This window comes from Gillisella taibaishanensis (assembly GCF_001938985.1).
Classification (GTDB): domain Bacteria; phylum Pseudomonadota; class Alphaproteobacteria; order Rhizobiales; family Rhizobiaceae; genus Allorhizobium; species Allorhizobium taibaishanense.
The window spans coordinates 369,708-390,825 of sequence record NZ_MKIN01000021.1; the positions used below are offsets into that span (position 1 = coordinate 369,708).

The following is a 21,118-nucleotide window of genomic DNA, read 5'->3' on the forward strand; positions in this document are numbered from 1 at the left end:
CAGAAGCATGAAGACCATCCGCAAACTCGACAACCTTCTGTCCCGCCTCGCCGAGCGGATTTTCCAGCCGCTCGATATCTCGGTCCCGCTGACATTCCGCGCGGCCAGCCACGACGAGCGCGCCGCCGTTTTGACCGAAGATCGCGCCGGCTGGTTGCCGGTCACAAGAGACCATATCTGGGGCGAGCCCGATGGCTATTACTGGTTTGGCGGGACCGCGCAGCCGGCTGAGGACGTGGCGGGACAGCGGATTGTTGGCCGCATCGAAGCGGCCTTCGGCAATGTCATGGGCCGCAGCGATCCTCAATGCCTGGTGCGTATCAATGGAACGATCGCCCAGGGAGGCGATGCCAATCACCGCGAATTCCTGCTGACGCCCGCGGCAAGCCTTGGCCAAAGCTTCGATATCCTGATCGAGGCCGGCACCATTGAAGACCGCCGCCAGCTTGGATTCGGCGTTACGCTGCATCGCCACGACCTCGACATTGAAGAGACCTACTACGATCTGCGCGTGCCGCTCGACGTCGCCCGGCTTCTGGCGGAAGACGATGCGCGCCGGCATTTCATCTTGCGCACCCTGAACGAAGCGATAGATGCCATAGACTTCAGGCCGGGCAACGAAGAACGGTTCAAGGCATCTCTTGCCAAGGCGCAGGCGATTGCAGCGGCAATTTATCAGGCCGTCGACTTCGAGGACAAGCCTGTCGTGGTCGCCACCGGCCATACCCATATCGACGTTGCCTGGCTGTGGCGCGTGCGCGAGACGCGCCAGAAAATGGCGCGCTCGATGGCAACAGCGCTGGCGCTGATGGAAGAATTTCCTGACTACCGCTTCATGTATAATCAATGCGTGCTGCTGGACTATCTTGATAAGGACTACCCTGAGCTGTTCGACCGCATCCGCGCCCATGTCACGACCGGACGGTTCGAGATCGAAGGCGCGCTGTGGCTGGAGCCGGATGTGAATATCGCCGGCGGCGAGGCGCTGGTGCGGCACATTCTCTATGGCGTGCGCTACCACCGTGAAACCTTCGGCGTCGATCCGCGCATGGTCTGGCTGCCTGATACCTTCGGCTATTCCGCAGCCCTGCCGCAACTGATGGCGAAATCCGGCCTCGACAGTTTCGTGACCCACAAGCTGTCGTGGAACGACACCAACCGCATGCCCGAAGACAAGCTGTTCTGGCAGGGCATCGACGGCAGCCAGGTCGTCGCTTACTTTCTGACGACCCAGCCCTATGATTCCAAGCTGATCAACACGACCTACTGCCCCAATCTAAAGCCGACTCATGTGATGGGCACGTGGAAGCGCCACGGCCAGCAGCATCTCGGCAAAGAACTGTTCCTGGTTTACGGCCACGGCGATGGCGGCGGCGGTCCGACCCGGGAAATGCTGCAGAACATCAGACGCATGGAACGCGGCATTCCCGGCTGCCCCAAGGTCGAGCACGGGCCGATGCGCCCCTTTTTCGAACGGCTGATCACTGAGATGCAGGCGCATCCGGACCGCTACCCGGTCTGGGTTGGCGAACTTTATCTGGAATTCCACCGGGGCACGCTGACCTCGGTCGCGAAGAACAAGCGCTTCAATCGTCAAGCAGAGATTGCGCTGCGCGAACTGGAGACGCTGGCTGTCATGGCGGAGCGTCATGCGGATCATGCCTATCCGGCGGAGCGGCTGCGGGCGCTCTGGGATATTGTCATGCTCAACCAGTTCCACGACATCCTGCCGGGATCGTCGATCGGTGCGGTGTTTGACGACAGCGACCGGGATTATGCACGGCTGTTTGAGGAGGCGGCGGCGCTGAAAGGGGAGTTCCTGTCAACTCTCAATCCCGCTGGCAGATATGCCGTATTGAACATCACCGGACGGCAACGCTCCGGCCTTGCGCTCGCACCACCATCCCTGCCCTCAAGCCAGACCATTGTGATGGCGGATGGAAGCGAGGCTGGCGCGGTCTACCTCACCGACGTGCCGCCGCTTTCCCTGATACCGGTCGATATCGCTACAAAGCGGCAAGATGGCGCACAGTTAATCGTGGAGCCCTTGCGGCTTGCCAACGACCTGATCGACGTCACCTTCGACGCAAACGGGCGGATCGCTTCGCTGACCGACCGCAAAACCGGCCATTCAATCTTCAAGCCTGGCCAGCCCGCTAACAGGCTCCAGGCCTTCCGCGACATGCCAGCGGAATATGATGCCTGGGACATCGATAGTGATTTCGAGGATCAGAGCTTCGAGATCGACAATCTCGTCAGCGCGGAAATCGTCGAGACCGGGCCGTTGCGGGCCGCCCTGCGGTTCGAATGGCGCTACGAATCCTCCCGCATCGTGCAGGTCGTCTCGCTGGAGGCAGGGGCGCGGCAGCTGGAATTCGATACATTCATCGATTGGCACGAGCATCATACTCTGCTGAAGACCGGCTTCCCGATGGCGGTGAATGCCGCTTCGGTCGATGCGGAAATCCAGTTCGGCCATGTCCGCCGCGCCACCCATCGCAACACGTCCTGGGACAAGGCCCGGTTCGAATGCTCGATGCAGCGCTGGATCGACATCGGCGAACCCGGCTTCGGCATCGCTTTCCTCAATGACTGCAAATACGGCTATGACGCCAAGGACAACGATATCCGTCTGACGCTGCTGCGCTCCCCCACCTATCCGTGGCCGGACGCGGACCAGGGCCAGCACCAGCTGCGCTACGCCGTGATGGTGCACGATGGCGACAAGGCAGCCGTGCATGAGGCGGCGGAAGACATCAATATGCCACTGCAAATCCTGGCTGTGGACCAGCGCAACGCGCAAGAAGCCGCCGGAAGAACGGCGCCGCTATTGTCAGTCGATACGGCAGGCATCACGCTGGAGGCTGTCAAACGCGCCGAAGCGGGCGATGGTTATATTGTCAGGCTTTGGGAAACGACAGGGCAGCGACGCGAAGCGTCGGTGCGCCTGGGCGGACAATTTGCCAGCGCCATGCTGGTAGACCTTCTAGAGGAAAAGCCGGAGCCAATACGGATTGTCGACGATCAGTTGAACCTTGTGTTCAAGCCCTTCGAGATCCTGACATTGAAACTGACGGATTAACCAGAAGATTTGGGGGAGCTAAGCCCCCCTCACCTCGCTATTCGCGATTGACGAATTTATTGAACCGGCTGGGACCACCATCCGTGGTCTCGTCCTGATAGAGAAAGGCCAAGCCGTTCTCATCGAAGATCTCGAAGAACTGGTCCCAGGAAATCGGCTCAAGATTGTCTTCAGGCTCGCCGAAATCGATCCGCAGGATGCCCCCATCCTTGCCGCTACCCTTGGAGGCGGCGACGCGCGAAGGTTTCCCATCGCGCGCTTCGGCCCAGGTGCGGATTGTCTTGTGATCGATCGTCGTCTCAGAGCTTGCCACGGTCATTCTCCTGGAAGATTTCAGAGAATTTTCCAACAAAAAGCCGTGGCCAAAGTTCCGCTGGATAATCAGCCGGATCAGTTCCCCTGCGGATATCGGGCAGCGTACCAGGTCTTGAACAGCGCATACTGGTGTTCGAGATTAGCCCGCTGGGACGCACTCAAAGCGTCCGTCTCGTTGAAATGCAGCGTGTATTCCGCCTCACCGTTCAGCACCATCAGATACTTGTAGTGCAGGACCAGATCAGGACCTTCGTCATAGGTGGAGAGCACCATCAGCGCCTCTTCCAATTCCCGGGCGTCACGGCGAGCCTGCGGATCGCCCTTGGCAGCCTTTTCGCAAAGCGCCATCAGATGCAGGACTTCCTTGGGCAGCGCATTGCCGATACCGGTGATCGCGCCGCCGGCGCCGCAATTGACGAAGCCGTGATAGACGCCGGTGTCGACGCCGACCATCAGGATCAAGCCATTGTCGCCTGACGTGATGTTTTCAGCCGCATAGGTCATATCGCCCTTGCCGCCGAATTCCTTGAAGCCGATCAGGTTGGAGAAGCGAGCGCGCAGGTCGAAGAACAGATCGGCGCGGGTGGCAAAGCCATAATAGGGGCTGTTGTAGATGACGGCAGGCAGATCCTTGCCGGCTTCCAGCACCGCAGAGAAATGATCGCGCTGGGCGGCCATCAACGAACCGCGCGACAGAACGCGCGGAATGACCATCAGGCCGCTTGCACCAACCTTGGCGGCATGCGCCGCATGGCTGACAGCAGACTTGGTGTTGATGGCACCGGTGCCGACAACAGTCGGGACACCCGCCTCGACCAGGCGACGCACGCCTTCCTGGCGCTCTTCGTCGGTCAACAGCGGCCAATCGCCCATCGAGCCGCAATAGACGACGCCCGACATGCCGAGCCCGACCAGTTCCTTGCCCTTGCACACCAGCGCGTCAAAATCCGGCGTCCGGTCGGGACGGCAGGGGGTCATGAGGGCAGGAATGCATCCCTTGAATACGAGCTCGGCCATCGGCGTCTTTCCTCAGTTTGCCTGCAGGCGCAGGACATATGTCAACCATTGGCAACACGTGTATCATCCACGCTGTAAATTGTCGACAAATAAAATACAAAGAAGTCCGCCTGATGATTTACAACGCTATCGCTCCCGTTTGGCGCCCGTCGGCGGCAATGTAGGAGCGGATCTGCTGGACGATCTGGTCTGCATGAGCCGCGCCCAAAGCATCGGCGCGCTCAGCGTCGCGATTGATAATCGCCTCGATGATCTCCTCGTGCTCGTTGACATACTGGCGCGGCAGCATGTCGTTGAAGGAAGAATAGTAGAGCCGCAGAATGCGCCGCCCTTCGTCCAGCAGGCGGGTGAACAGGTCTTCGAAATAGCGATTGCCGGCCGCTTGGGCGATGGCGACATGGAAGTCGCGATTGCTAGCGATCATCGCCAGCACGTCACGCCGCTCCACCGCCTCCGCAAACAGTGTCTGCAGCCGGCGGATTTCATCGATCTGCTCTGGCCGATGGTTGAGCGCCGCGAGCCGCGTCGTCACACGGTACATCAGCGTCAAGGCCTCGAAGAATTCCGAGAGCCCAATAAAATCGATCTGCGAGACGATCGTCGCCCTGTTGGTCAGCGTGGTAATCAGACCGTCAGCTGCCAGCCGCACCAGCGCCTCACGGATAGGCGTGCGCGAGAGCGCAAAACGGTCGGACAATTGCTGCTCGTCTATGGCGCTACCAGGAACGAGCTTCAACTCGATGATCTCGTTGCGCAGTGTCTCGTAAACCGCAGACACCCCATAGCCCCGACGATGACTGGGCTTCTCACGCTCGCTCGACTGGCCGTCCGTTTTACGATCCACGATCCCGCTTCCATCTGCTGACGATTCTCAACGCAAATCTACCAGAGCCACCCGAAAAATGCGCGCTTGACCGCGTGATGTCCCGGGTGATCGCTATCTCTGGAACATACACGACTGAAACGATTGTGGACTGTCTCGAAATCGCCAAGCTTGGCGCTAACATCGGCATGTCAGGTTTCGCCGGGGGTGGCGCAAAGCGAGTCGGAGGCGACAAGACGGGGGAAACAGGGTCGACATCGCCGCGCCCTCACGAGATTCAAGCCAACACTGTCCATCAAGAGGAGAAGAGCGTGACGATCAAGACGGTTGTCTGGGGCGAGAACATTCACGAGCATATCAATGACGTGGTGGGCCGCCTTTATCCGCAGGGCATGCACACGACCATTGCCGATGCCCTCAATCGGGACACCGGCATCGAGGCGACAACGGCCACGCTGCAGGAGCCCGACCATGGCCTGAGTGCCGCGCGTCTGGATGCTACGGACGTGTTGATCTGGTGGGGCCACAAAGACCACGGCAGCGTTCGCGACGAGGTGGTCGAACGTGTGGCTGCCCGCGTGCATGAAGGCATGGGCCTGATCGTGCTGCATTCAGGCCATTTCGCAAAAGTGTTCAAACGGCTGATGGGCACGCCCTGCGCGCTGAAATGGCGCGAGGCCGGCGAGCGCGAACGCATCTGGACCGTCAATCCCGGCCATCCGATCGCAGCGGGTATTCCCGAACAGTTCGTGCTCGAAAATGAAGAGATGTACGGTGAATTCTTCTCCGTTCCGGAGCCGCTGGAAACGGTATTCATCTCCTGGTTTGCCGGCGGCGAAGTCTTCCGCTCCGGCCTCACATGGCGGCGCGGCGCCGGCAACATCTTCTACTTCCGCCCGGGCCACGAAACCTATCCGACCTATCATAACGAGACGATACAACAGGTGATCTGTAACGCTGTGAAATGGGCGTATAATCCGCGTCCAGCGCTGAAATCCATTCACGATGCCCCGAATGTGCCGGTCGACAAGGCGCTGGAACCGATCGAAGAACGGGGCCCGAAACTGCACAAGGCTGGGGAGGCCGGATATCGATGAACGCACCCGTCCGTATTCTCATTCTCGGAACCGGCGGCATGGCAAACCGCCATGCCATGGAATTCGCAACGAACTCCGACGCACAACTGGTCGGCGCCGTCGATGTCGACATCGCCAAGGTGCGCGGCTTTGCGCTGCGCCACGACATCCCCAATACCTTCACGTCTCTTGAGGATGCGCTGGCCTGGGGCGAGTTCGATGCCGTCGCCAATGTCACCCCCGACCGGGTCCACTATCCAACTACCCTGCAATTGATCGCCGCCGGCAAGCATGTGTTCTGCGAAAAGCCGCTCGCCGAGAGCTTCGAAAAAGCCGACGAAATGGCCCGTTTGGCCGAAGCCTCGGGCCTAGTGAACATGGTCAACCTCACCTACCGCAATGTCGCGCCGGTGCAGAAGGCCCGCCAGATCGTCAAGGCCGGCGAGATCGGCACCGTCCGCCATATCGAGGCGGCCTATCTGCAAAGCTGGCTGGTTTCCAAAGCCTGGGGCGATTGGGCAACCGAAGACCAGTGGCTGTGGCGGCTCTCCACCAAGCACGGCTCGAACGGCGTGCTTGGCGATGTCGGCATTCATATTCTCGACTTTGCCGGCTATGGCGCGGACACTGATGTCGACCATATCTTTGCCCGGCTTAAGACCTTCGAGAAGGCGCCCGGCAACCGCATCCGTGACTACGACCTCGACGCCAATGACAGTTTCACCATGACGGCGGAGTTTTCCAACGGCGCTATCGGCGTCATCCATGCCTCGCGCTGGGCGACTGGCCACCTCAACGAATTGCGTTTGCGCATGCATGGCGACAAGGGAGCGCTTGAGGTCATCCACACACCCGCCGGCAACAGCCTTCGGGCCTGCCTGGGCGACGATGTCGAGAAAGGCGTGTGGAAGGATCTCGACGCAGGTGTGGTCGCCACGAACTATCAGCGCTTCGTGGAAGCCGTGCTGGAGGGCAAAACCCGCGAGCCAGACTTCCGCCATGCGGCCGATCTGCAGAAGGTGCTGGACCTCGCCCTGGTGACCGAGCGGGAGCGGCGCGAACACTCGATCCGTAGGGGCAGTGCCGCGACAGTGCCGCCGCTGGTCGCCGTTCCCTCAAGCTGAAATCTGGCACTTTCCCCTGGCGCTGCCCCGTCTCGTTTCGGGGCAGCGCACCCACCGGAAATTGCAAAAGCGTTAAAACTTTCGGAACTGATGCAGCTTTTCCCTATTCGGCGGTAGGACAATCAAGACAGGAGAGATTGATGTTCTACACCGACAACAAGCTTCAGTTCCCGGTTCGCGTCGAGACGCCGGATCCGCAATTCGCCCGCGCCCTGCAGCAGGCTATCGGCGGCGTCGAAGGCGAAATCCGGGTCGCCATGCAGTATTTCTTCCAGGCCTGTGGCGCGCGCGGCAATCCAAAATTCCGTGACCTCTTGATGAATACCGCAGCCGAAGAACTCGGCCACATCGAGATGCTGGCGACCGCTGTTGCCCTTAATCTGGAAGGCGCTCCGGTTTCCATCAAGGAAGAGATTGCCGCCGATCCCGTTTCCAGCGCCATCCTGGGCGGCATCAACATGAAGAACCTGCTCTCGGCCGGTCTTTCGGCCATGCCTGTTGATTCCGACGGCGTGCCGTTCAACATGTCGCATATCTATGCCAGCGGAAATATTGCGGCCGATATGACCGCAAATGTCGCTGCTGAATCGACGGGCCGCGTGCTTGCGACCCGGCTCTATAACCTGACCAAAGATCCGGGCATGAAGGAAATGCTGGCCTATATGATCGCCCGCGATACCATGCACCAGAACCAGTGGCTTGCGGCGCTGGAAGAGCTTGGCGGGCCGACCAATGTCTTCCCGATCCCCAACAGCTTCCCGCAGGAACAGGAAAACCAGGACTTCAGCTATGCCTTCCTGGGCTTCCAGGCCGATGGTAGCGATCCGGTTGCTGGCCGCTGGTCAACCGGCAAATCCCTTGACGGCAAGGGTCAGTACACGTCGCGTCCCATGAGGCCGCTCGGCGATGAACCGGTTCTTGGTCCGGCAAAACCCAATAGCGGCGCGCAGACAGAACAGCTCTGAGCGCAACGCGTCCTCCCAAGTGATGAAAAGGCACCGCCGATGCTATCGGGGGTGCCTTTTCAATTCAGCCAGTCATGGCTGCACAGCATAGGGCCGGGATAGGTCCTGCTGTCGTCCTATCGGCCGAAATTGCCACCGATGCCGGAGAAGGCGAAGATAACAAGCAAAGCAATGCCGATCACAGCCAGGATAATGATCGGCTTCGAACGCAGCCTTTTTTCTCGCCTTGATCGAGGCCGTGGTGAGTGCTTTTCAAACTGGGTCATGGCGAGAGGTTCTCATCGATCAGGCGGGCACCGCGCTGGCGCGTGACATAGCGCGAAATCCATTGAATAGTGACCAGAAGCCGCTTTTCGAAATTGATCAGCAGGTAGACGTGGACGAGCGCCCAAAGAAACCAGGCGAGACGGCCCTTCAACGTCCAGCGACCGAAGTCGAAGATGGCGGCGTTGCGGCCGATCACGGCAGTATTGCCGCGATTGCGGAAGGAAAATGTCTCAGGCTCACGCCCCTGGAAAGTCAGTTTCAGCGCACGACCAAGATATTCGCCCTGTTGTTTGGCGACCTGAGCCAGAGCCGGCAGCGGTCGCCCTTTGCTGTCGAGCGCAAGCGCTGTATCGCCGATGGCATAGACATCCTCAACTCCATGCACCCGCAACCGATCATCGACCGGAAGACGTCCGCCGGGCCCCGGTGCGATACCGAACCAGCTGGCGGCCGGCGAGGCCTTGACGCCGGCGCCCCAGACCACACATCCGGCCCGCAGCGTCTCGCCGTTGACGGTCACCCCATCGCGGTCCACGTCTTCGACGCGTGCGTTTAGCCTTATCTCCACGCCTATGGCCTGAAGATAGTCATGGGCGTAGCGCTGCAGGTGATCGGGAAAGGCCGTGAGAATTCGGTTACCGGCCTCGACCAGCAGCACGCGGTGATCCTCGACGGATAGACTGCGGAAGTCGCGCTTGATCGTGTGGTGGCCAAGCTCCCGCACAGCACCGGCGAGTTCGACGCCGGTCGGGCCACCGCCAATCACAACTGTCGTCAGCAAGGCGCGGCGCTCGAGCGAATCGTCACTGCGTTCGGCCCGTTCGAAGGCGAGCAATAGCCGCTGCCGGATCAGCCGTGCCTCATGAATGGTCTTCAGCCCCGGCGCCAGGGCTCGCCATTCGTCATGGCCGAAATAGTTATAGTCAGAGCCGGTCGCGATCACCAGGGCGTCATAGGGCAAGCGCTCGCCGTCATTCAGCAACAGCGCATGAGTTGCGGCATCGACGCCCGTCACCTCAGCCATGACAACGTGAATATTGCGGTAGCGGCCAAGCGTTTTGCGGATCGGCTCGGCAATGTCAGCGGGCGACAGCGCCGCCGTCGCCACCTGGTAGAGCAAGGGTTGGAAGAGATTGTGGTTGCGCCTGTCCACCACGGTCACGGCGCAATCGCTGCGGCCGAGTTCACGGGCGCAGGCCAACCCGCCAAAGCCGGCACCGACAATCACGATATGAGGACGGGCCGGTCGGTTGTTGCTGTCAGAATCGATCATCAGGTCACTCCGCAAGCCGTTCCCAACCGTTTCCGGCAGACAATGTTCCGGTCATATCGCAGTGGTTCCCCCTAATGATTAGGAGAATAGCACGGCGGGAACTTACCGCCTCCGCCGGACTTATGAGGCCATGGACACGAAAAACAGTACCCCTGCCGGTCATGAGCCCCTGGACGAACGCGATCGGCTTATCCTTGCCCTTTACGCACAGTTGAAGGCCGAGCGGCAGACGCGCGAGGCGATGGAAAGAGCGATCCGCAGCGGTTCTGTTTCACTTGATGTACTCGAGGCGATGGCGAGCGACCCGGTACCTGTCGTCACAGACAGCGATATCGCTGCTCTCGAAATCCTGCTGGAAGCAGACGAAGCAAGGCGTCGGGGACAAGAGGAGGGTTAGGCATGGCGCGTAGAGCAATCTGGAAGGGGAATCTCTCCTTCAGCGGGCTGAATTGTGCCGTTGCGCTTTATTCAGCGATGAACAGTTCGGAGAAGGTCTCCTTCCACATCATCAACCGCCGGACCGGCAACCGTGTCGAGCGCCAATTCGTCGATACCGAGACGGGAGCGCCCGTGGCGCATGATGAGCAGATCAAGGGCTACCGGCTGGATGATGGTACCTATCTCTCTGTCGGGCCGGAGGAGATTGCAAAGCTGATGCCTGAGAGCGACAAGGCTCTGCATGTGAACGGTTTCCTGGCGCTGGATGACATCGACCCGCTTTATTTTGACCGGGCCTACCACATCGCGCCGGCCGATCCCGAAGGCGTAGACGCTTTGACGCTGTTTTCCCGAGGCCTTGAAGAGCGCAATGTTGCCGCACTGGCGCAGGCGGTGCTGTTCCGTCGTAACCGGATTGTCTTGATAAGATCGCAGCGCGGAATACTGACGGCGGTCACGCTTCATTTCGACTATGAGGTGCGCTCGCAAAAGACGGCCTTCAAGTCGATCCCCGAGATGGAGTTCGATGAGGAAATGCTCGACCTGGCCGGCCACATCATTGACATGCGCGCAGGCGCATTCGACCCATCTGACTATACCGATCGCTATGACGCCGCGCTGGAAGAGCTGATCAAGGCAAAGATTGAGGGGCGGCCGATTGAAAAACGGCCGGAGCCGAAGCCTGACAACATCATCGACCTCAAGGAAGCCCTGCGACAAAGCGCCAAGCAAAGCGCTAGCGGCGGACAGAGCAAAACTCCGAAGCAGAAGCAGGGAGCCGCAAAACAAAAGGCATCAAAGTCCAGCCAGCGGAAGGCGGGCTGAGCGATGAGCCTTAAGCGTTATAACGAAAAGCGACATTTCGACCGTTCCCCCGAGCCTAAAGGCGAGGCAGGCGACAAGGGTGGCCATCTCTTTGTCGTACAAAAACACGATGCCCGGCGGCTGCATTACGACTTTCGCCTGGAGATGGACGGTGTGCTGAAAAGCTGGGCCGTGACCCGCGGCCCAAGCTTAGACCCTGCAGAAAAGCGTCTTGCCGTTCATGTAGAAGATCACCCGATTTCCTACGGCGATTTCGAGGGCACGATCCCGAAAGGCGAATATGGCGGCGGCACCGTCATTCTCTGGGACACGGGCAAGTGGAGCCCGATCGGCGACGTCCACAAGGCCTATAAGAAAGGTCATCTGGAATTCGAACTCGATGGCGACAAGCTGAAAGGGCGCTGGCACCTGGTGCGCATGCATGGCAAGCCGGAGGAGAAGCGCGAGAACTGGCTGCTGATCAAGGGCGAGGACGAGATTGCCCGCAGCGAGGGCGACATTCTCGAAGAACTGCCGCTTTCGGTTAAAACCGGCCGCTCCATTGCCGAGGTAAGAGATCATCCTGATGCCATCTGGCATTCCGGCAAAAAGGGCGGATCGAAGACCTCTAAGCCAGCCGCGACATCTGCAAAACGCACATCCAAAGCCGCAGACGCGAGCCTTCTGAAAGGCGCGAAAAAAGCCGCCCTTCCGGACTTCGTCGAACCAGCGCTGGCCCGCCTGAAGGCAAAGCCGCCGGCGGGAGAAAAGTGGCTGCACGAAATTAAGTTCGATGGCTACCGGCTGCAAGCCCGGATCGATAACAAAAACATCAAGCTGCTGACCCGCAGCGGTCTGGACTGGACAGAGAAGTTCGGTGCTGACATCGCCGAGGCACTTGCCGAACTTTCCCTCGAAACGGCCCTGATCGATGGCGAACTGGTTGTGGAGAAGGCGAGCGGCGCATCCGATTTCTCTGCTCTGCAGCAGGATCTGAGCGAGAAGCGCAGCGACCGGTTCGTCTTCTACGCCTTCGATTTGCTGTATCTTGATGGTCACGATTTACGCAATGTGCCGCTGATCGACCGCAAAGCCCGGCTGGAAACACTCCTGCCGCCGGATAGCAGCCGACTGCGCTACAGCGCCCATTTTAACGAAAGCGGCGGCATGGTGCTGGATCACGCCTGCCGGCTCAGCCTGGAAGGCGTGATCTCCAAGGACCGCAATAGCCGCTATGTCTCTGGCCGGGGAAGAAGCTGGGTTAAATCGAAATGTTCGCAGCGCCAGGAATTTGTGATCGGTGGATTTACGATCTCTTCTGTCTCGGATCAGGCGATCGGTTCGCTGGCACTCGGCGTCTACGAGGATGGCAAATTGCGCCATGTCGGTCGCGTCGGCACCGGCTTTTCGCAGCAGACGGCAGAAAGGCTCCATGAAAAGCTCGCTGAAATCTCCCAAACCGAAAGTCCGTTCGATGGCAAGCTGAGTGGTGACGCTCGCCGTGGCTTGATCTATGTGGCGCCTGAACTGGTCGCCGAGGTGGAATTTCGTTCCTGGTCCGGCGACGGCAATCTGCGCCATGCCGCTTTTCGCGGTCTGCGTGAAGACAAACCCGCTGGCGACGTCATCGCGGAAACCGACCATAAAGCCAGTAAGACATCTGACGGTAAAGCCGCAGCCCTTCCCCGGACCAGCGTCACCTTCACCCATCCCGATCGATTGTACTGGCCCAAGGACGGCGTCACCAAGACCGGCCTTGCCGATTACTACGCCCAGGTCTGGCATCTAATGGCGCCTTATGTCGTCGACCGCCCGCTGGCACTGGTTCGCTGCCCTGACGGCATCGAAGGCCAGCGCTTTTTCCAGAAACATGCCTGGCGCGGTATCAACAAGCATATCGACCAGATCCGTGACCCCAAGGACAAGCAAGGCGCCCCGCTGCTGCGCATCATGGATTTCGACGGGTTGATGGCGCTGGTGCAGTCGGCGGCGCTGGAAATCCACCCTTGGGGCGCAACGACAAAGGCGCTCGAAACGCCCGATATGATTACCATGGACCTAGATCCGGCTGAGAATGTTGCCTGGTCACAGGTGATCGAAGCGGCGTTCGATCTGAAGGCGAAGATCGAAGCTGACGGGCTTGCCGCATTCGTGAAGACCTCCGGTGGCAAAGGCCTGCATGTGGTCATTCCGCTCAAGCCTAGAGCGCGCTGGCCCGCCGTCAAAGCCTATGCAAAGCGCTTGGCGGAGGACCTGTCACGCGAAAATCCGCAACGCTATCTGTCTGTGGCAACCAAGGCGAAACGCGACGGGCGGATCTTCATCGACTATCTGCGCAACGGGCGCGGCAATACGGCCGTCGTTGCCTATGGCGCCCGCGCCCGCGAGGGAGCCGCCGTCTCGATGCCTCTCGATTGGTCGGAATTGACGGATGCGATCGGTCCTGCCTACTTCACGCTCGAGAATATACAGGCGCGACTGGCTGCCATGAAGGCCGATCCATGGGAGGATTTTTTCGCAGCCGCCAAGCCGCTTCCCTGACCTTGGATGATCGGCACCGATTACATTGTCAGCGGCGACGCTCGGCAGCCAAGCTCTCCTTCAGAGCGTCCATGATATTGATGACCTTGCCGCCGCCGTCAGGCTTACGCTCGGCTTTAGCGGATGGTTTCGGCGCAGTCTTCGCCTTGGTTTTCAACAATGCTTTGATGCGCTTTTGCACCGGATCCTGTACGAGGGCCGGCCGCCAATCGATCTTCTGCTTGGCAATGGTCGCTTCAACCGTCGAAAGGGCCTTCTTGTCGATCTTCGCCTTGGTATCCAGCACGTCGACGGGCTCGCGCACCTCCTCGCCATAGCGCAGCGTCCAGAGGATAATGCCCTTTTCGACCGGTTCCAGCAGCACCGCGTGTTCGCGGCGGTAGAGAACCAGACGGGAAATTCCGACGACATCCCTCACCTTCATGGCCTCGCGGATCACGCAATAGGCCTCGGCGCCGATCTTGTCTGCCGGCAGCAGGAAATGCGGGCTATCATACCAGATCCAGTCGATCGACTGACGCGGCACGAAGCGTTCGATATTGATCGCGCGGGTGCTTTCGAGCCCGACCGAGCGGATCTCATCGTCCTCCAGAAGCACGAAATCGTCTTCACCCCGCGGAAAGCCATGTACCTGATTGCGATCTGCGACAGGCTTGTGAGTAACACTGTCGATATAGCGGCTTTCAACACGATTGCCGGTCTTGGCGTTCAGGATATTGAACCTCACCCTGTTGCTGGGCGAGCGCGCCGGCGCCAAGGTTACTGCTGCTGTCACCAGCGACAGCTTCAGATGTCCTCTCCAGGATGTCTGTCCGGCCATGATGCTGCTCCCTGATACCCGCGCCCGTTCTAACCAAAACGCAAACCCGTAGAGATCGTGTTGGTTCCGCTCTGAGGTTCGTCTCGCATCGCATCGCGGCAAGGAACAATCCCGCGCGTATTCCGTTCGATCGACGAATGACTATGGGCGCGGTCGGCACCAGCCCGAGGCACCCGTAAAATCCGCGTCAGACCCGCAAACTGCGTCTTGGAAAGAACTTGCTACTCAATCCTCGAGGTTACCAAATGAAAACCAGGATTGCTGCGCTGACATCATTGGCTCTCCTGGCGGGGATAGGTTTGGCAGGCTGCGCAGGACCCAGCGTGCTGAACCCTCAGGGGCCGATTGCAGCAGCCAACCGGACCATTCTTTTAAATTCTCTGGCCATCATGCTTGTCATTGTCATCCCGACGATCATTGGCATTCTGATCTTTGCCTGGTGGTACCGTGCCTCAAACACAAAGGCGCGCCATCAGCCGAATTTCGTCTATTCCGGGCGGATCGAGCTGATCGTCTGGTCCATTCCCCTTCTGGTTATCTTGTTTCTCGGCGGCGTCATCTGGGTTGGTAGCCATGAACTCGATCCCTTCCGTCAGCTCCCCGGAGACGAGAAGCCAATCGAGGTTCAAGTGGTGTCGCTCGATTGGAAATGGCTGTTCATCTACCCCGACCAGGGTGTGGCAAGTGTCAACGAACTGGTCATTCCAGCAGGCAAGCCGGTCCACTTCTCACTATCGTCGGCAACCGTAATGAACAGTTTCTTCGTGCCGCAACTGGGCAGCATGATCGCGGTCATGAACGGCATGGTGACCCAACTCAATCTCAAGGCCGACCAGCCCGGCACTTACTATGGCCAATCCACCCAGTTCAGCGGCGATGGCTTTTCAGACATGCATTTCAACGTCCGAGCCGTGCTGGATGGTGATTTCGAGGCGTGGATCAACAAGGTAAAAGGCGCTGGCGAGCCGTTGAACAAGTCAAGCTATTCCGCCCTCGCCCAACCGAGTCAAGCCGTATCGCCCAAGGCTTTTGGCACTGTCGACCAAGGGCTGTTCCAAGACATCGTCAAGCAGCCGTCACCGCCCGTATCCACCTCGGCGAAAAATACGCCATCCGCCGCAATGCGTGACGTCTCTGGACATCAGGGCACCGGACACCCGAGCGGCGATCATGGCGCCAGCACCGGCACAGGAGGACTTTAGACCATGCTGGGCAAACTCAGTTGGAGTGCAATTCCTGTCGATCAGCCGATCCCGCTTGTGGCTGCAGCGATCATTATCGTGCTCTTGGCCGGCACGATCGCGTGGGTGATACTCAAAGGGCATCTTCCCTATCTCTGGCGCGAGTGGATCACCAGCGTCGATCATAAGCGTATCGGCGTGATGTACTGCCTGCTGGCACTGTTGATGCTGCTGCGCGGCTTCGTCGACGCGGTCATGATGCGATCCCAGCAGGCGGTTGCCTTTCATTCGCCGGGATATTTGCCAGCCGAGCATTTCAACCAGATCTTTTCCGCCCATGGCACGATCATGATCTTTTTCGGCGCCATGCCCTTCATGATCGGGCTGATGAATTTCGTGGTGCCGCTGCAGCTTGGCGTGCGCGACGTCGCCTTTCCTACGCTCAACTCCGTCAGTTTCTGGCTGACGGCCTCAGGCGCGCTGCTGGTCAATGTCAGTCTCGTCATCGGCGAATTTGCGAAAACCGGCTGGCTGCCCTATCCGCCCCTGTCTGAATCGCAGTTTTCGCCCGGTGTCGGCGTCGATTATTACCTTTGGGCCATCCAGATCTCCGGCGTCGGTACGCTGATGAGCGGTATCAATCTGGTCACGACCGTTCTTAAGATGCGCGCTCCCGGCATGACCTATCTGCGGATGCCGATGTTCTGCTGGACCACGCTTGCGGCCAATCTGCTCATCATTGCTGCCTTCCCCATCCTGACAGCCACACTCGCGATGCTATCGCTCGACCGTTATCTCGGCTTTCATTTCTTCACCAATGACGGCGGCGGCAACATGATGATGTTCATCAATCTCATCTGGGCCTGGGGTCATCCGGAAGTCTACATCCTGGTTCTTCCGGCCTTCGGGGTTTTCTCTGAGGTGATCTCGACCTTTTCCAGCGAGCCGCTGTTCGGTTACCGCTCGATGGTGCTGGCAACGCTGTTCATCTGCATCGTTTCCTTCACCGTCTGGCTGCACCACTTCTTCACCATGGGTGCGGGGGCGGATGTCAACGCTATGTTCGGCATCGCTACCAGCATTATCGCCGTCGGCACGGGGGTGAAGATATACAACTGGATGTTCACCATCTATGGCGGGCGCGTGCGCTTCACCACGCCGATGCTGTGGTCGATCGGCTTTCTCGTCACCTTCGTGATCGGTGGCATGACGGGTGTGCTGCTTGCCGTGCCACCCGCCGATTTCGTGCTGCACAACAGCGTTTTCCTCGTGGCGCACTTCCACAACGTTATCATCGGCGGCGTGCTGTTCGGCGCCTTTGCCGGCATGACCTACTGGTTTCCGAAGGCCTTCGGCTTCACGCTGCATGAGGGCTGGGGCAAGACCGCCTTTTGGCTGGCGCTTGCGGGCTTTTATCTCACCTTCGTGCCGCTCTACGTCACGGGCCTGCAGGGCATGACCCGGCGCCTTCAGCATATCGAGGTGGCCGAATGGCATCCATGGATGCTCGTTGCCCTATTCGGCACCTTCGTGCTGTTCCTCAGCGCCGTCGCGCAGGTCACGCAGCTCGTCGTCAGTATCCGCCAGCGCGACAAATTGCGCGACTTGACCGGTGACCCCTGGGACGGCCGCTCGCTTGAATGGGCCACGCCCTCGCCGCCGCCGGCTTTCAACTTCGCCGTTCTGCCCGACGTGCGGGAGGAAGAGCCGTATTGGACGATCAAGCAAAAGGCGATCGAGGCGCAGGAACTAGGACCCGAGCCAGCTTATGAGGCCATTGAAATGCCGCGCAACAGCCCAACTGGTGTCGTCTGTGCCTTCTTCGCAACGATGATGGGTTTCGCGCTGATCTGGAATATCTGGTGGCTGGTCATCATCGGCCTCCTCGGCGCCTATGCCACCTTCGTGGTCTTCGCCTGGCGTGACCGGGTCGAATACGAAGTGCCGGTGGAGGACGTCGCCAAGATCGATCGTCTCAGGCGCAAGGCCCGCACTGCCTGGCTGGCGGAACACGGGAGGCCAGCATGAGCGATGTGACCCAAGGCATGACCGATCCTTATCGGCTCGGCGTCCGCCACGGCGGAGACGGGCATTCCCACGCCACCGGCCACGGCGGCACTGCCTCCAAGCGTATCATCGTCGGCTACGGCTTCTGGATATTCCTGCTCAGCGACATCGTGATGTTTTCGGCCTTCTTCGCCGCCTATGCAGTGCTGAAAGATGCCGTGAACGATGGCCCGTCGGGCAGCACGCTGTTCGAGACCTGGCGGGTGGTGGCGGAAACCGTCTGCCTGCTGCTGTCCAGCTTCACCTGCGGCCTCGGCAACATTGCCAGCGAGCGACGCAGCATGGCCTGGACGCAGATCTGGCTTCTGTTGACGGGCCTGCTTGGCGCAGCATTCCTGTTTCTGGAGGTTCAGGAGTTTGCCGATCTCGTTGCAAAGAGTGCCGGCCCGCAACGCAGTGCCTTTCTCTCCTCTTTCTTTGCTCTCGTCGGCTGCCATGGCCTGCATATCTGTGCAGGTCTGCTCTGGCTCGGCACGATGATGGCGCAGATCTGGGTGAAGGGCTTCCGCCCGGATATCATGCGCAGACTGATGTGCTTCAACCTGTTTTGGCACGCGCTCGACATTATCTGGGTGGCCATCATCACCATTGTCTATCTCATGGGAGCTCCGGCATGACCGATATCGACCAAGGACACGACAAGCCGATTGCCGCCGATCTCGCCCCCGGCGACGAAACGGAACTGGACAGCGGTATAACGCATGGTTTGATCAGTTATGTTCTCGGCCTCGCGCTCGCCGCAGCGCTGACTGCATGCTCTTTCCTTGTGGCCTCAGGCGGGGCCTTGATCTGGCAGCCGGCCATTCCAGCCGCCTTGGTTGCACTTGCCATCGCCCAGATCGGCATTCATCTGGTTTTCTTCCTGCATATCACCACCGGGCCTGATAACACCAACAACGTGCTGGCTCTCGCCTTCGGAGTTCTGGTCGTCGTACTCGTGGTCGGCGGCTCGCTTTGGATCATGGCCAATCTCAATCACAACATGATGCCCGCGGCAGACATCATGCAGATGCAAAGATAGATGTGTCTGCCACTGGATTTTCCAGATAGGCAGGCTTTATAATGTGAGGCGTTGAAAAACGGCGTAGAGAGCGAAGGTCGTAAGACCGACACTCTTGAGTAGACCGGGCGGAACCGATATGGCCTCCTGGACAGTCCCGCGACCACGAGAGACGTCCGTCGATACATGAATTTTTGCGTATACCTAGATTCCGGAACGGAGATACACGGTTATATCGTTCCCGATGGCTTTTCCACCAAGCCTTGCATTCGCGTCCGCCTGAACGACGAAGACCGGGAAGCTGAGCTCTTTACCTGGGTGTATATCGAGGGCGCAAAGGCTATGGGTGCGCACGAAACCGGCAATGTCGGCTTCGTTCTCACCGATGACATCATTCCGGGCATCAGCACCGCTGCCAAGGTCGAGATATATGATCCCGAGACGCGGCTGATCATCTATCGCCGCATCCAGCCGGAGCACATCCACAAGAAAGTGCTGCGGCTCGAAACCGCCTATATTCCGCACCGCGAACTCGATCTCGGCCTAAGACCCTATTTCCAATTCTTCGAATGCGGCGTGGAGCGATTTGGTTTCGAAACCATCCGGCAGATGCTTGAGATCATCCATCATCCCTCTGTCTATGTCTCCGGCCGTATCCTCCAAAGAGCCTTTCTGAGCTATATCAGCTACAACACCGATACGACGATGGTTGCACTGCGGGACCCGTTCTATGAGCTGGCTTCGCGCATCATCGTCTTCAGCCGCGCCAACCGGCAAGAATTTTCCTTTGTCTCGCCACGCGACAAGATGCTGTTCAAGCCAGTCATGAACCTGTTCGATGGCCTCGCATTTCATGACGAAGAAGCGGTGACCAAGGCGATCCGCTATGCTCCAAAGGAGGCGCTGAACCTGCTTGCCTCGCCCTTTACACAGCAGCTTGTCGCCAGCAACCCTACAGACATGCCAACGCTCGACGACGTCACCAAAGCGCTGGATTCGCTTTCGCAGTTTACTGTTTTCGATCCCGGCCGCGACGATACGAGTTATCCAAAGATAATTGCCGCCACCCTTGGCGTTCCAGAAAATCTGGTGCAGATGAAGCCGCCCGTCGAGGCAATCCAGCGGCTTGCCGACGTGCTGAGACAAATCAGCCGTGTGGAGCACCTGCTAGAAGTCGACCTACTGCTCTATCATTTCATCGAAAGGGCCTGCGAAGATGCAACAGCCGCTTGAGTATAAGACGGCGGCTTCGCGCGGCAGCAAGATCTTCGCCGTCGCCCCGATGATCGACTGGACGGATACGTTCTGCCGACGGTTTCATCGGCTGCTGACCCGCCACGCCTTGCTCTATACCGAAATGATTGTCGCCGATGCCATTCTCCACGGCAAACGCGATCGACTTCTGGCATTCGACGCCAGCGAGCATCCTCTGGCATTGCAACTCGGTGGCTCTGACCCGCATAAGCTTGCCGAAGCCGTGCGGATTGCCAGTGACTGGGGCTATGACGAGATCAACTTGAATGTCGGCTGTCCATCCGACCGAGTCCAGGCAGGCACCTTCGGCGCCTGCCTGATGCGCGAGCCGGAAACGGTGGAAGCTTGCATCCGGGCAATGAAATTGGTTTCCAACGTTCCCGTGACCGTCAAATGCCGGATCGGCGTTGACGATCAGGAGCCGGCCGATGTATTGCCCGATTTCATCAAGCGGATGATCGGGGCTGGTGCAGACGCTCTGTGGATCCATGCCCGAAAGGCCTGGCTGCAGGGTCTGAGCCCCAAGGAAAACCGCGAGGTACCGCCGCTGGATTATCCGCTCGTCCACCGGATGAAGCAGGAAAACCCTGACCTGTTCGTCGGCATCAATGGCGGCATCACCGATCTAGACCAGGCCGAAGCACATCTTCGGGCCATGGATGGCGTCATGGTCGGAAGGGCGGCCTATAACAACGCGACGATGCTGGCTGACGTGGATGCGCGGATCTATGGCGACACTGCCACATCCCAGAGCATGGACGCAGTGCGTGACGCAATGATGGAGTACGCCGCCCGACACATTGCCGAGGGTGGCAGGCTTGTGCATCTGACGCGGCACATGGTCGGACTGTTCCAGGGCTATGCCGGCGCGCGCAGGTTCCGGCAAATTTTATCAGCAGAGGCACCGAAGCCTGGGGCTGGGCCGGAGGTTATCGCCGCGGCCTTTGCAGCCGTTGACATCGAAGCCGGGCCGGTACGTCCCGTCACAAGCCTTGCTTCATAAAGCAGTCCTCCGAGATGCAAAACAGAAAGGCGTCGGCAAATGCCGACGCCTTGTTCTGCCGATTGCTC

Annotated in this window: 18 protein-coding genes; 13 read left to right on the top strand and 5 right to left on the bottom strand. The window is 59.3% G+C overall.

Translation table 11 applies throughout. The features are described from left to right. The first annotated feature begins 7 nt into the window (after positions 1-7). Positions 8-3,082: an alpha-mannosidase gene (locus BJF91_RS08920; protein ID WP_075614140.1), complete on the top strand. Its 3,075-nt coding sequence runs from the start codon at positions 8-10 to the stop codon at positions 3,080-3,082. Positions 3,083-3,119: 37 nt separating this feature from the next. On the opposite strand, the gene BJF91_RS08925 is transcribed toward BJF91_RS08920, so the two are convergent. The 3 genes from BJF91_RS08925 to BJF91_RS08935 all read right to left on the bottom strand — a co-directional run bounded on the left by BJF91_RS08925 (position 3,120) and on the right by BJF91_RS08935 (position 5,258). Then, positions 3,120-3,395: a hypothetical protein gene (locus BJF91_RS08925; protein ID WP_075614541.1), complete on the bottom strand. Its 276-nt coding sequence runs from the start codon at positions 3,393-3,395 to the stop codon at positions 3,120-3,122. Between the two features lie 77 nt (positions 3,396-3,472). Next, on the bottom strand, positions 3,473-4,414 hold the full coding sequence (locus BJF91_RS08930; RefSeq protein ID WP_075614141.1) for a dihydrodipicolinate synthase family protein: 942 nt from the start codon (positions 4,412-4,414) through the stop codon (positions 3,473-3,475). Between the two features lie 118 nt (positions 4,415-4,532). Next, positions 4,533-5,258, bottom strand: a complete 726-nt coding sequence (locus BJF91_RS08935) for a GntR family transcriptional regulator (RefSeq protein WP_075614142.1) — start codon at positions 5,256-5,258, stop codon at positions 4,533-4,535. A 290-nt stretch (positions 5,259-5,548) separates the two neighbouring features. On the opposite strand from BJF91_RS08935, the gene BJF91_RS08940 reads away from it, so the two are divergent. The 3 genes from BJF91_RS08940 (at position 5,549) to BJF91_RS08950 (ending at position 8,402) form a co-directional block, all read left to right on the top strand. After that, a complete protein-coding gene (locus tag BJF91_RS08940) occupies positions 5,549-6,334 on the top strand; it encodes a ThuA domain-containing protein (protein ID WP_075614542.1) in 786 nt (261 codons plus the stop codon). Further along, complete coding sequence (locus tag BJF91_RS08945) at positions 6,331-7,437, top strand: Gfo/Idh/MocA family protein (RefSeq protein ID WP_075614143.1); 1,107 nt, start codon at positions 6,331-6,333, stop codon at positions 7,435-7,437. Before BJF91_RS08940 ends, BJF91_RS08945 begins: the two co-directional genes overlap by 4 nt. Before the next feature lie 140 nt (positions 7,438-7,577). Continuing rightward, on the top strand, positions 7,578-8,402 hold the full coding sequence (locus BJF91_RS08950) for a manganese catalase family protein (protein WP_075614144.1): 825 nt from the start codon (positions 7,578-7,580) through the stop codon (positions 8,400-8,402). A gap of 262 nt (positions 8,403-8,664) precedes the next feature. Here BJF91_RS08950 and BJF91_RS08955 read toward each other — a convergent pair whose 3' ends face one another. Then, complete coding sequence (locus BJF91_RS08955; protein WP_075614145.1) at positions 8,665-9,942, bottom strand: NAD(P)/FAD-dependent oxidoreductase; 1,278 nt, start codon at positions 9,940-9,942, stop codon at positions 8,665-8,667. A gap of 130 nt (positions 9,943-10,072) precedes the next feature. Between BJF91_RS08955 and BJF91_RS08960 the strand changes: the two genes are divergently transcribed. The 3 genes from BJF91_RS08960 to ligD are packed head-to-tail and all read left to right on the top strand — an operon-like array spanning position 10,073 to position 13,725. Further along, positions 10,073-10,339 carry a hypothetical protein gene (locus tag BJF91_RS08960; protein WP_075614146.1) on the top strand — a complete coding sequence of 89 codons (267 nt, stop codon included), beginning with the start codon at positions 10,073-10,075 and terminating at the stop codon, positions 10,337-10,339. A 2-nt stretch (positions 10,340-10,341) separates the two neighbouring features. After that, positions 10,342-11,205 carry a non-homologous end joining protein Ku gene (gene ku, locus BJF91_RS08965; protein WP_075614147.1) on the top strand — a complete coding sequence of 288 codons (864 nt, stop codon included), beginning with the start codon at positions 10,342-10,344 and terminating at the stop codon, positions 11,203-11,205. Positions 11,206-11,208: 3 nt separating this feature from the next. Continuing rightward, a complete protein-coding gene (gene ligD / locus BJF91_RS08970; RefSeq protein ID WP_075614148.1) occupies positions 11,209-13,725 on the top strand; it encodes a DNA ligase D in 2,517 nt (838 codons plus the stop codon). 28 nt (positions 13,726-13,753) lie between these two features. On the opposite strand, the gene ku (BJF91_RS08975) is transcribed toward ligD, so the two are convergent. Beyond that, complete coding sequence (gene ku / locus BJF91_RS08975; protein WP_075614149.1) at positions 13,754-14,545, bottom strand: non-homologous end joining protein Ku; 792 nt, start codon at positions 14,543-14,545, stop codon at positions 13,754-13,756. Positions 14,546-14,790: 245 nt separating this feature from the next. On the opposite strand from ku (BJF91_RS08975), the gene cyoA reads away from it, so the two are divergent. The 6 genes from cyoA to dusA all read left to right on the top strand — a co-directional run bounded on the left by cyoA (position 14,791) and on the right by dusA (position 21,050). Then, positions 14,791-15,747, top strand: coding sequence for a ubiquinol oxidase subunit II (cyoA, locus tag BJF91_RS08980; RefSeq protein ID WP_083943239.1), 957 nt, complete (start codon positions 14,791-14,793; stop codon positions 15,745-15,747). A 3-nt stretch (positions 15,748-15,750) separates the two neighbouring features. Continuing rightward, positions 15,751-17,754: a cbb3-type cytochrome c oxidase subunit I gene (locus tag BJF91_RS08985; RefSeq protein WP_075614151.1), complete on the top strand. Its 2,004-nt coding sequence runs from the start codon at positions 15,751-15,753 to the stop codon at positions 17,752-17,754. Between the two features lie 17 nt (positions 17,755-17,771). Further along, complete coding sequence (locus BJF91_RS08990; RefSeq protein ID WP_139310659.1) at positions 17,772-18,410, top strand: cytochrome c oxidase subunit 3; 639 nt, start codon at positions 17,772-17,774, stop codon at positions 18,408-18,410. After that, positions 18,407-18,814, top strand: a complete 408-nt coding sequence (cyoD, locus tag BJF91_RS08995) for a cytochrome o ubiquinol oxidase subunit IV (protein WP_075614153.1) — start codon at positions 18,407-18,409, stop codon at positions 18,812-18,814. The genes BJF91_RS08990 and cyoD overlap by 4 nt, the downstream gene beginning before the upstream one ends. A gap of 321 nt (positions 18,815-19,135) precedes the next feature. Further along, positions 19,136-20,026: a hypothetical protein gene (locus BJF91_RS09000; RefSeq protein ID WP_139310639.1), complete on the top strand. Its 891-nt coding sequence runs from the start codon at positions 19,136-19,138 to the stop codon at positions 20,024-20,026. Positions 20,027-20,075: 49 nt separating this feature from the next. Further along, on the top strand, positions 20,076-21,050 hold the full coding sequence (gene dusA, locus BJF91_RS09005) for a tRNA dihydrouridine(20/20a) synthase DusA (RefSeq protein ID WP_234801601.1): 975 nt from the start codon (positions 20,076-20,078) through the stop codon (positions 21,048-21,050). Positions 21,051-21,118 lie beyond the last annotated feature (68 nt).

What these genes read in the sequence shown, in the direction of transcription:
- BJF91_RS08950 (WP_075614144.1), top strand. Translation starts at nt 7,578, where the DNA reads ATGTTCTACACCGACAACAAGCTTCAGTTCCCGGTTCGCGTCGAGACG.
- cyoA (WP_083943239.1), top strand. Translation starts at nt 14,791, where the DNA reads ATGAAAACCAGGATTGCTGCGCTGACATCATTGGCTCTCCTGGCGGGG.
- ligD (WP_075614148.1), top strand. Translation starts at nt 11,209, where the DNA reads ATGAGCCTTAAGCGTTATAACGAAAAGCGACATTTCGACCGTTCCCCC.
- dusA (WP_234801601.1), top strand. Translation starts at nt 20,076, where the DNA reads ATGATCGACTGGACGGATACGTTCTGCCGACGGTTTCATCGGCTGCTG.
- ku (WP_075614149.1), bottom strand. Translation starts at nt 14,545, where the DNA reads ATGGCCGGACAGACATCCTGGAGAGGACATCTGAAGCTGTCGCTGGTG.
- BJF91_RS08985 (WP_075614151.1), top strand. Translation starts at nt 15,751, where the DNA reads ATGCTGGGCAAACTCAGTTGGAGTGCAATTCCTGTCGATCAGCCGATC.
- cyoD (WP_075614153.1), top strand. Translation starts at nt 18,407, where the DNA reads ATGACCGATATCGACCAAGGACACGACAAGCCGATTGCCGCCGATCTC.
- BJF91_RS08945 (WP_075614143.1), top strand. Translation starts at nt 6,331, where the DNA reads ATGAACGCACCCGTCCGTATTCTCATTCTCGGAACCGGCGGCATGGCA.
- BJF91_RS08990 (WP_139310659.1), top strand. Translation starts at nt 17,772, where the DNA reads ATGACCGATCCTTATCGGCTCGGCGTCCGCCACGGCGGAGACGGGCAT.
- BJF91_RS08920 (WP_075614140.1), top strand. Translation starts at nt 8, where the DNA reads ATGAAGACCATCCGCAAACTCGACAACCTTCTGTCCCGCCTCGCCGAG.
- BJF91_RS09000 (WP_139310639.1), top strand. Translation starts at nt 19,136, where the DNA reads ATGGGTGCGCACGAAACCGGCAATGTCGGCTTCGTTCTCACCGATGAC.
- ku (WP_075614147.1), top strand. Translation starts at nt 10,342, where the DNA reads ATGGCGCGTAGAGCAATCTGGAAGGGGAATCTCTCCTTCAGCGGGCTG.
- BJF91_RS08930 (WP_075614141.1), bottom strand. Translation starts at nt 4,414, where the DNA reads ATGGCCGAGCTCGTATTCAAGGGATGCATTCCTGCCCTCATGACCCCC.
- BJF91_RS08960 (WP_075614146.1), top strand. Translation starts at nt 10,073, where the DNA reads ATGGACACGAAAAACAGTACCCCTGCCGGTCATGAGCCCCTGGACGAA.
- BJF91_RS08955 (WP_075614145.1), bottom strand. Translation starts at nt 9,942, where the DNA reads ATGATCGATTCTGACAGCAACAACCGACCGGCCCGTCCTCATATCGTG.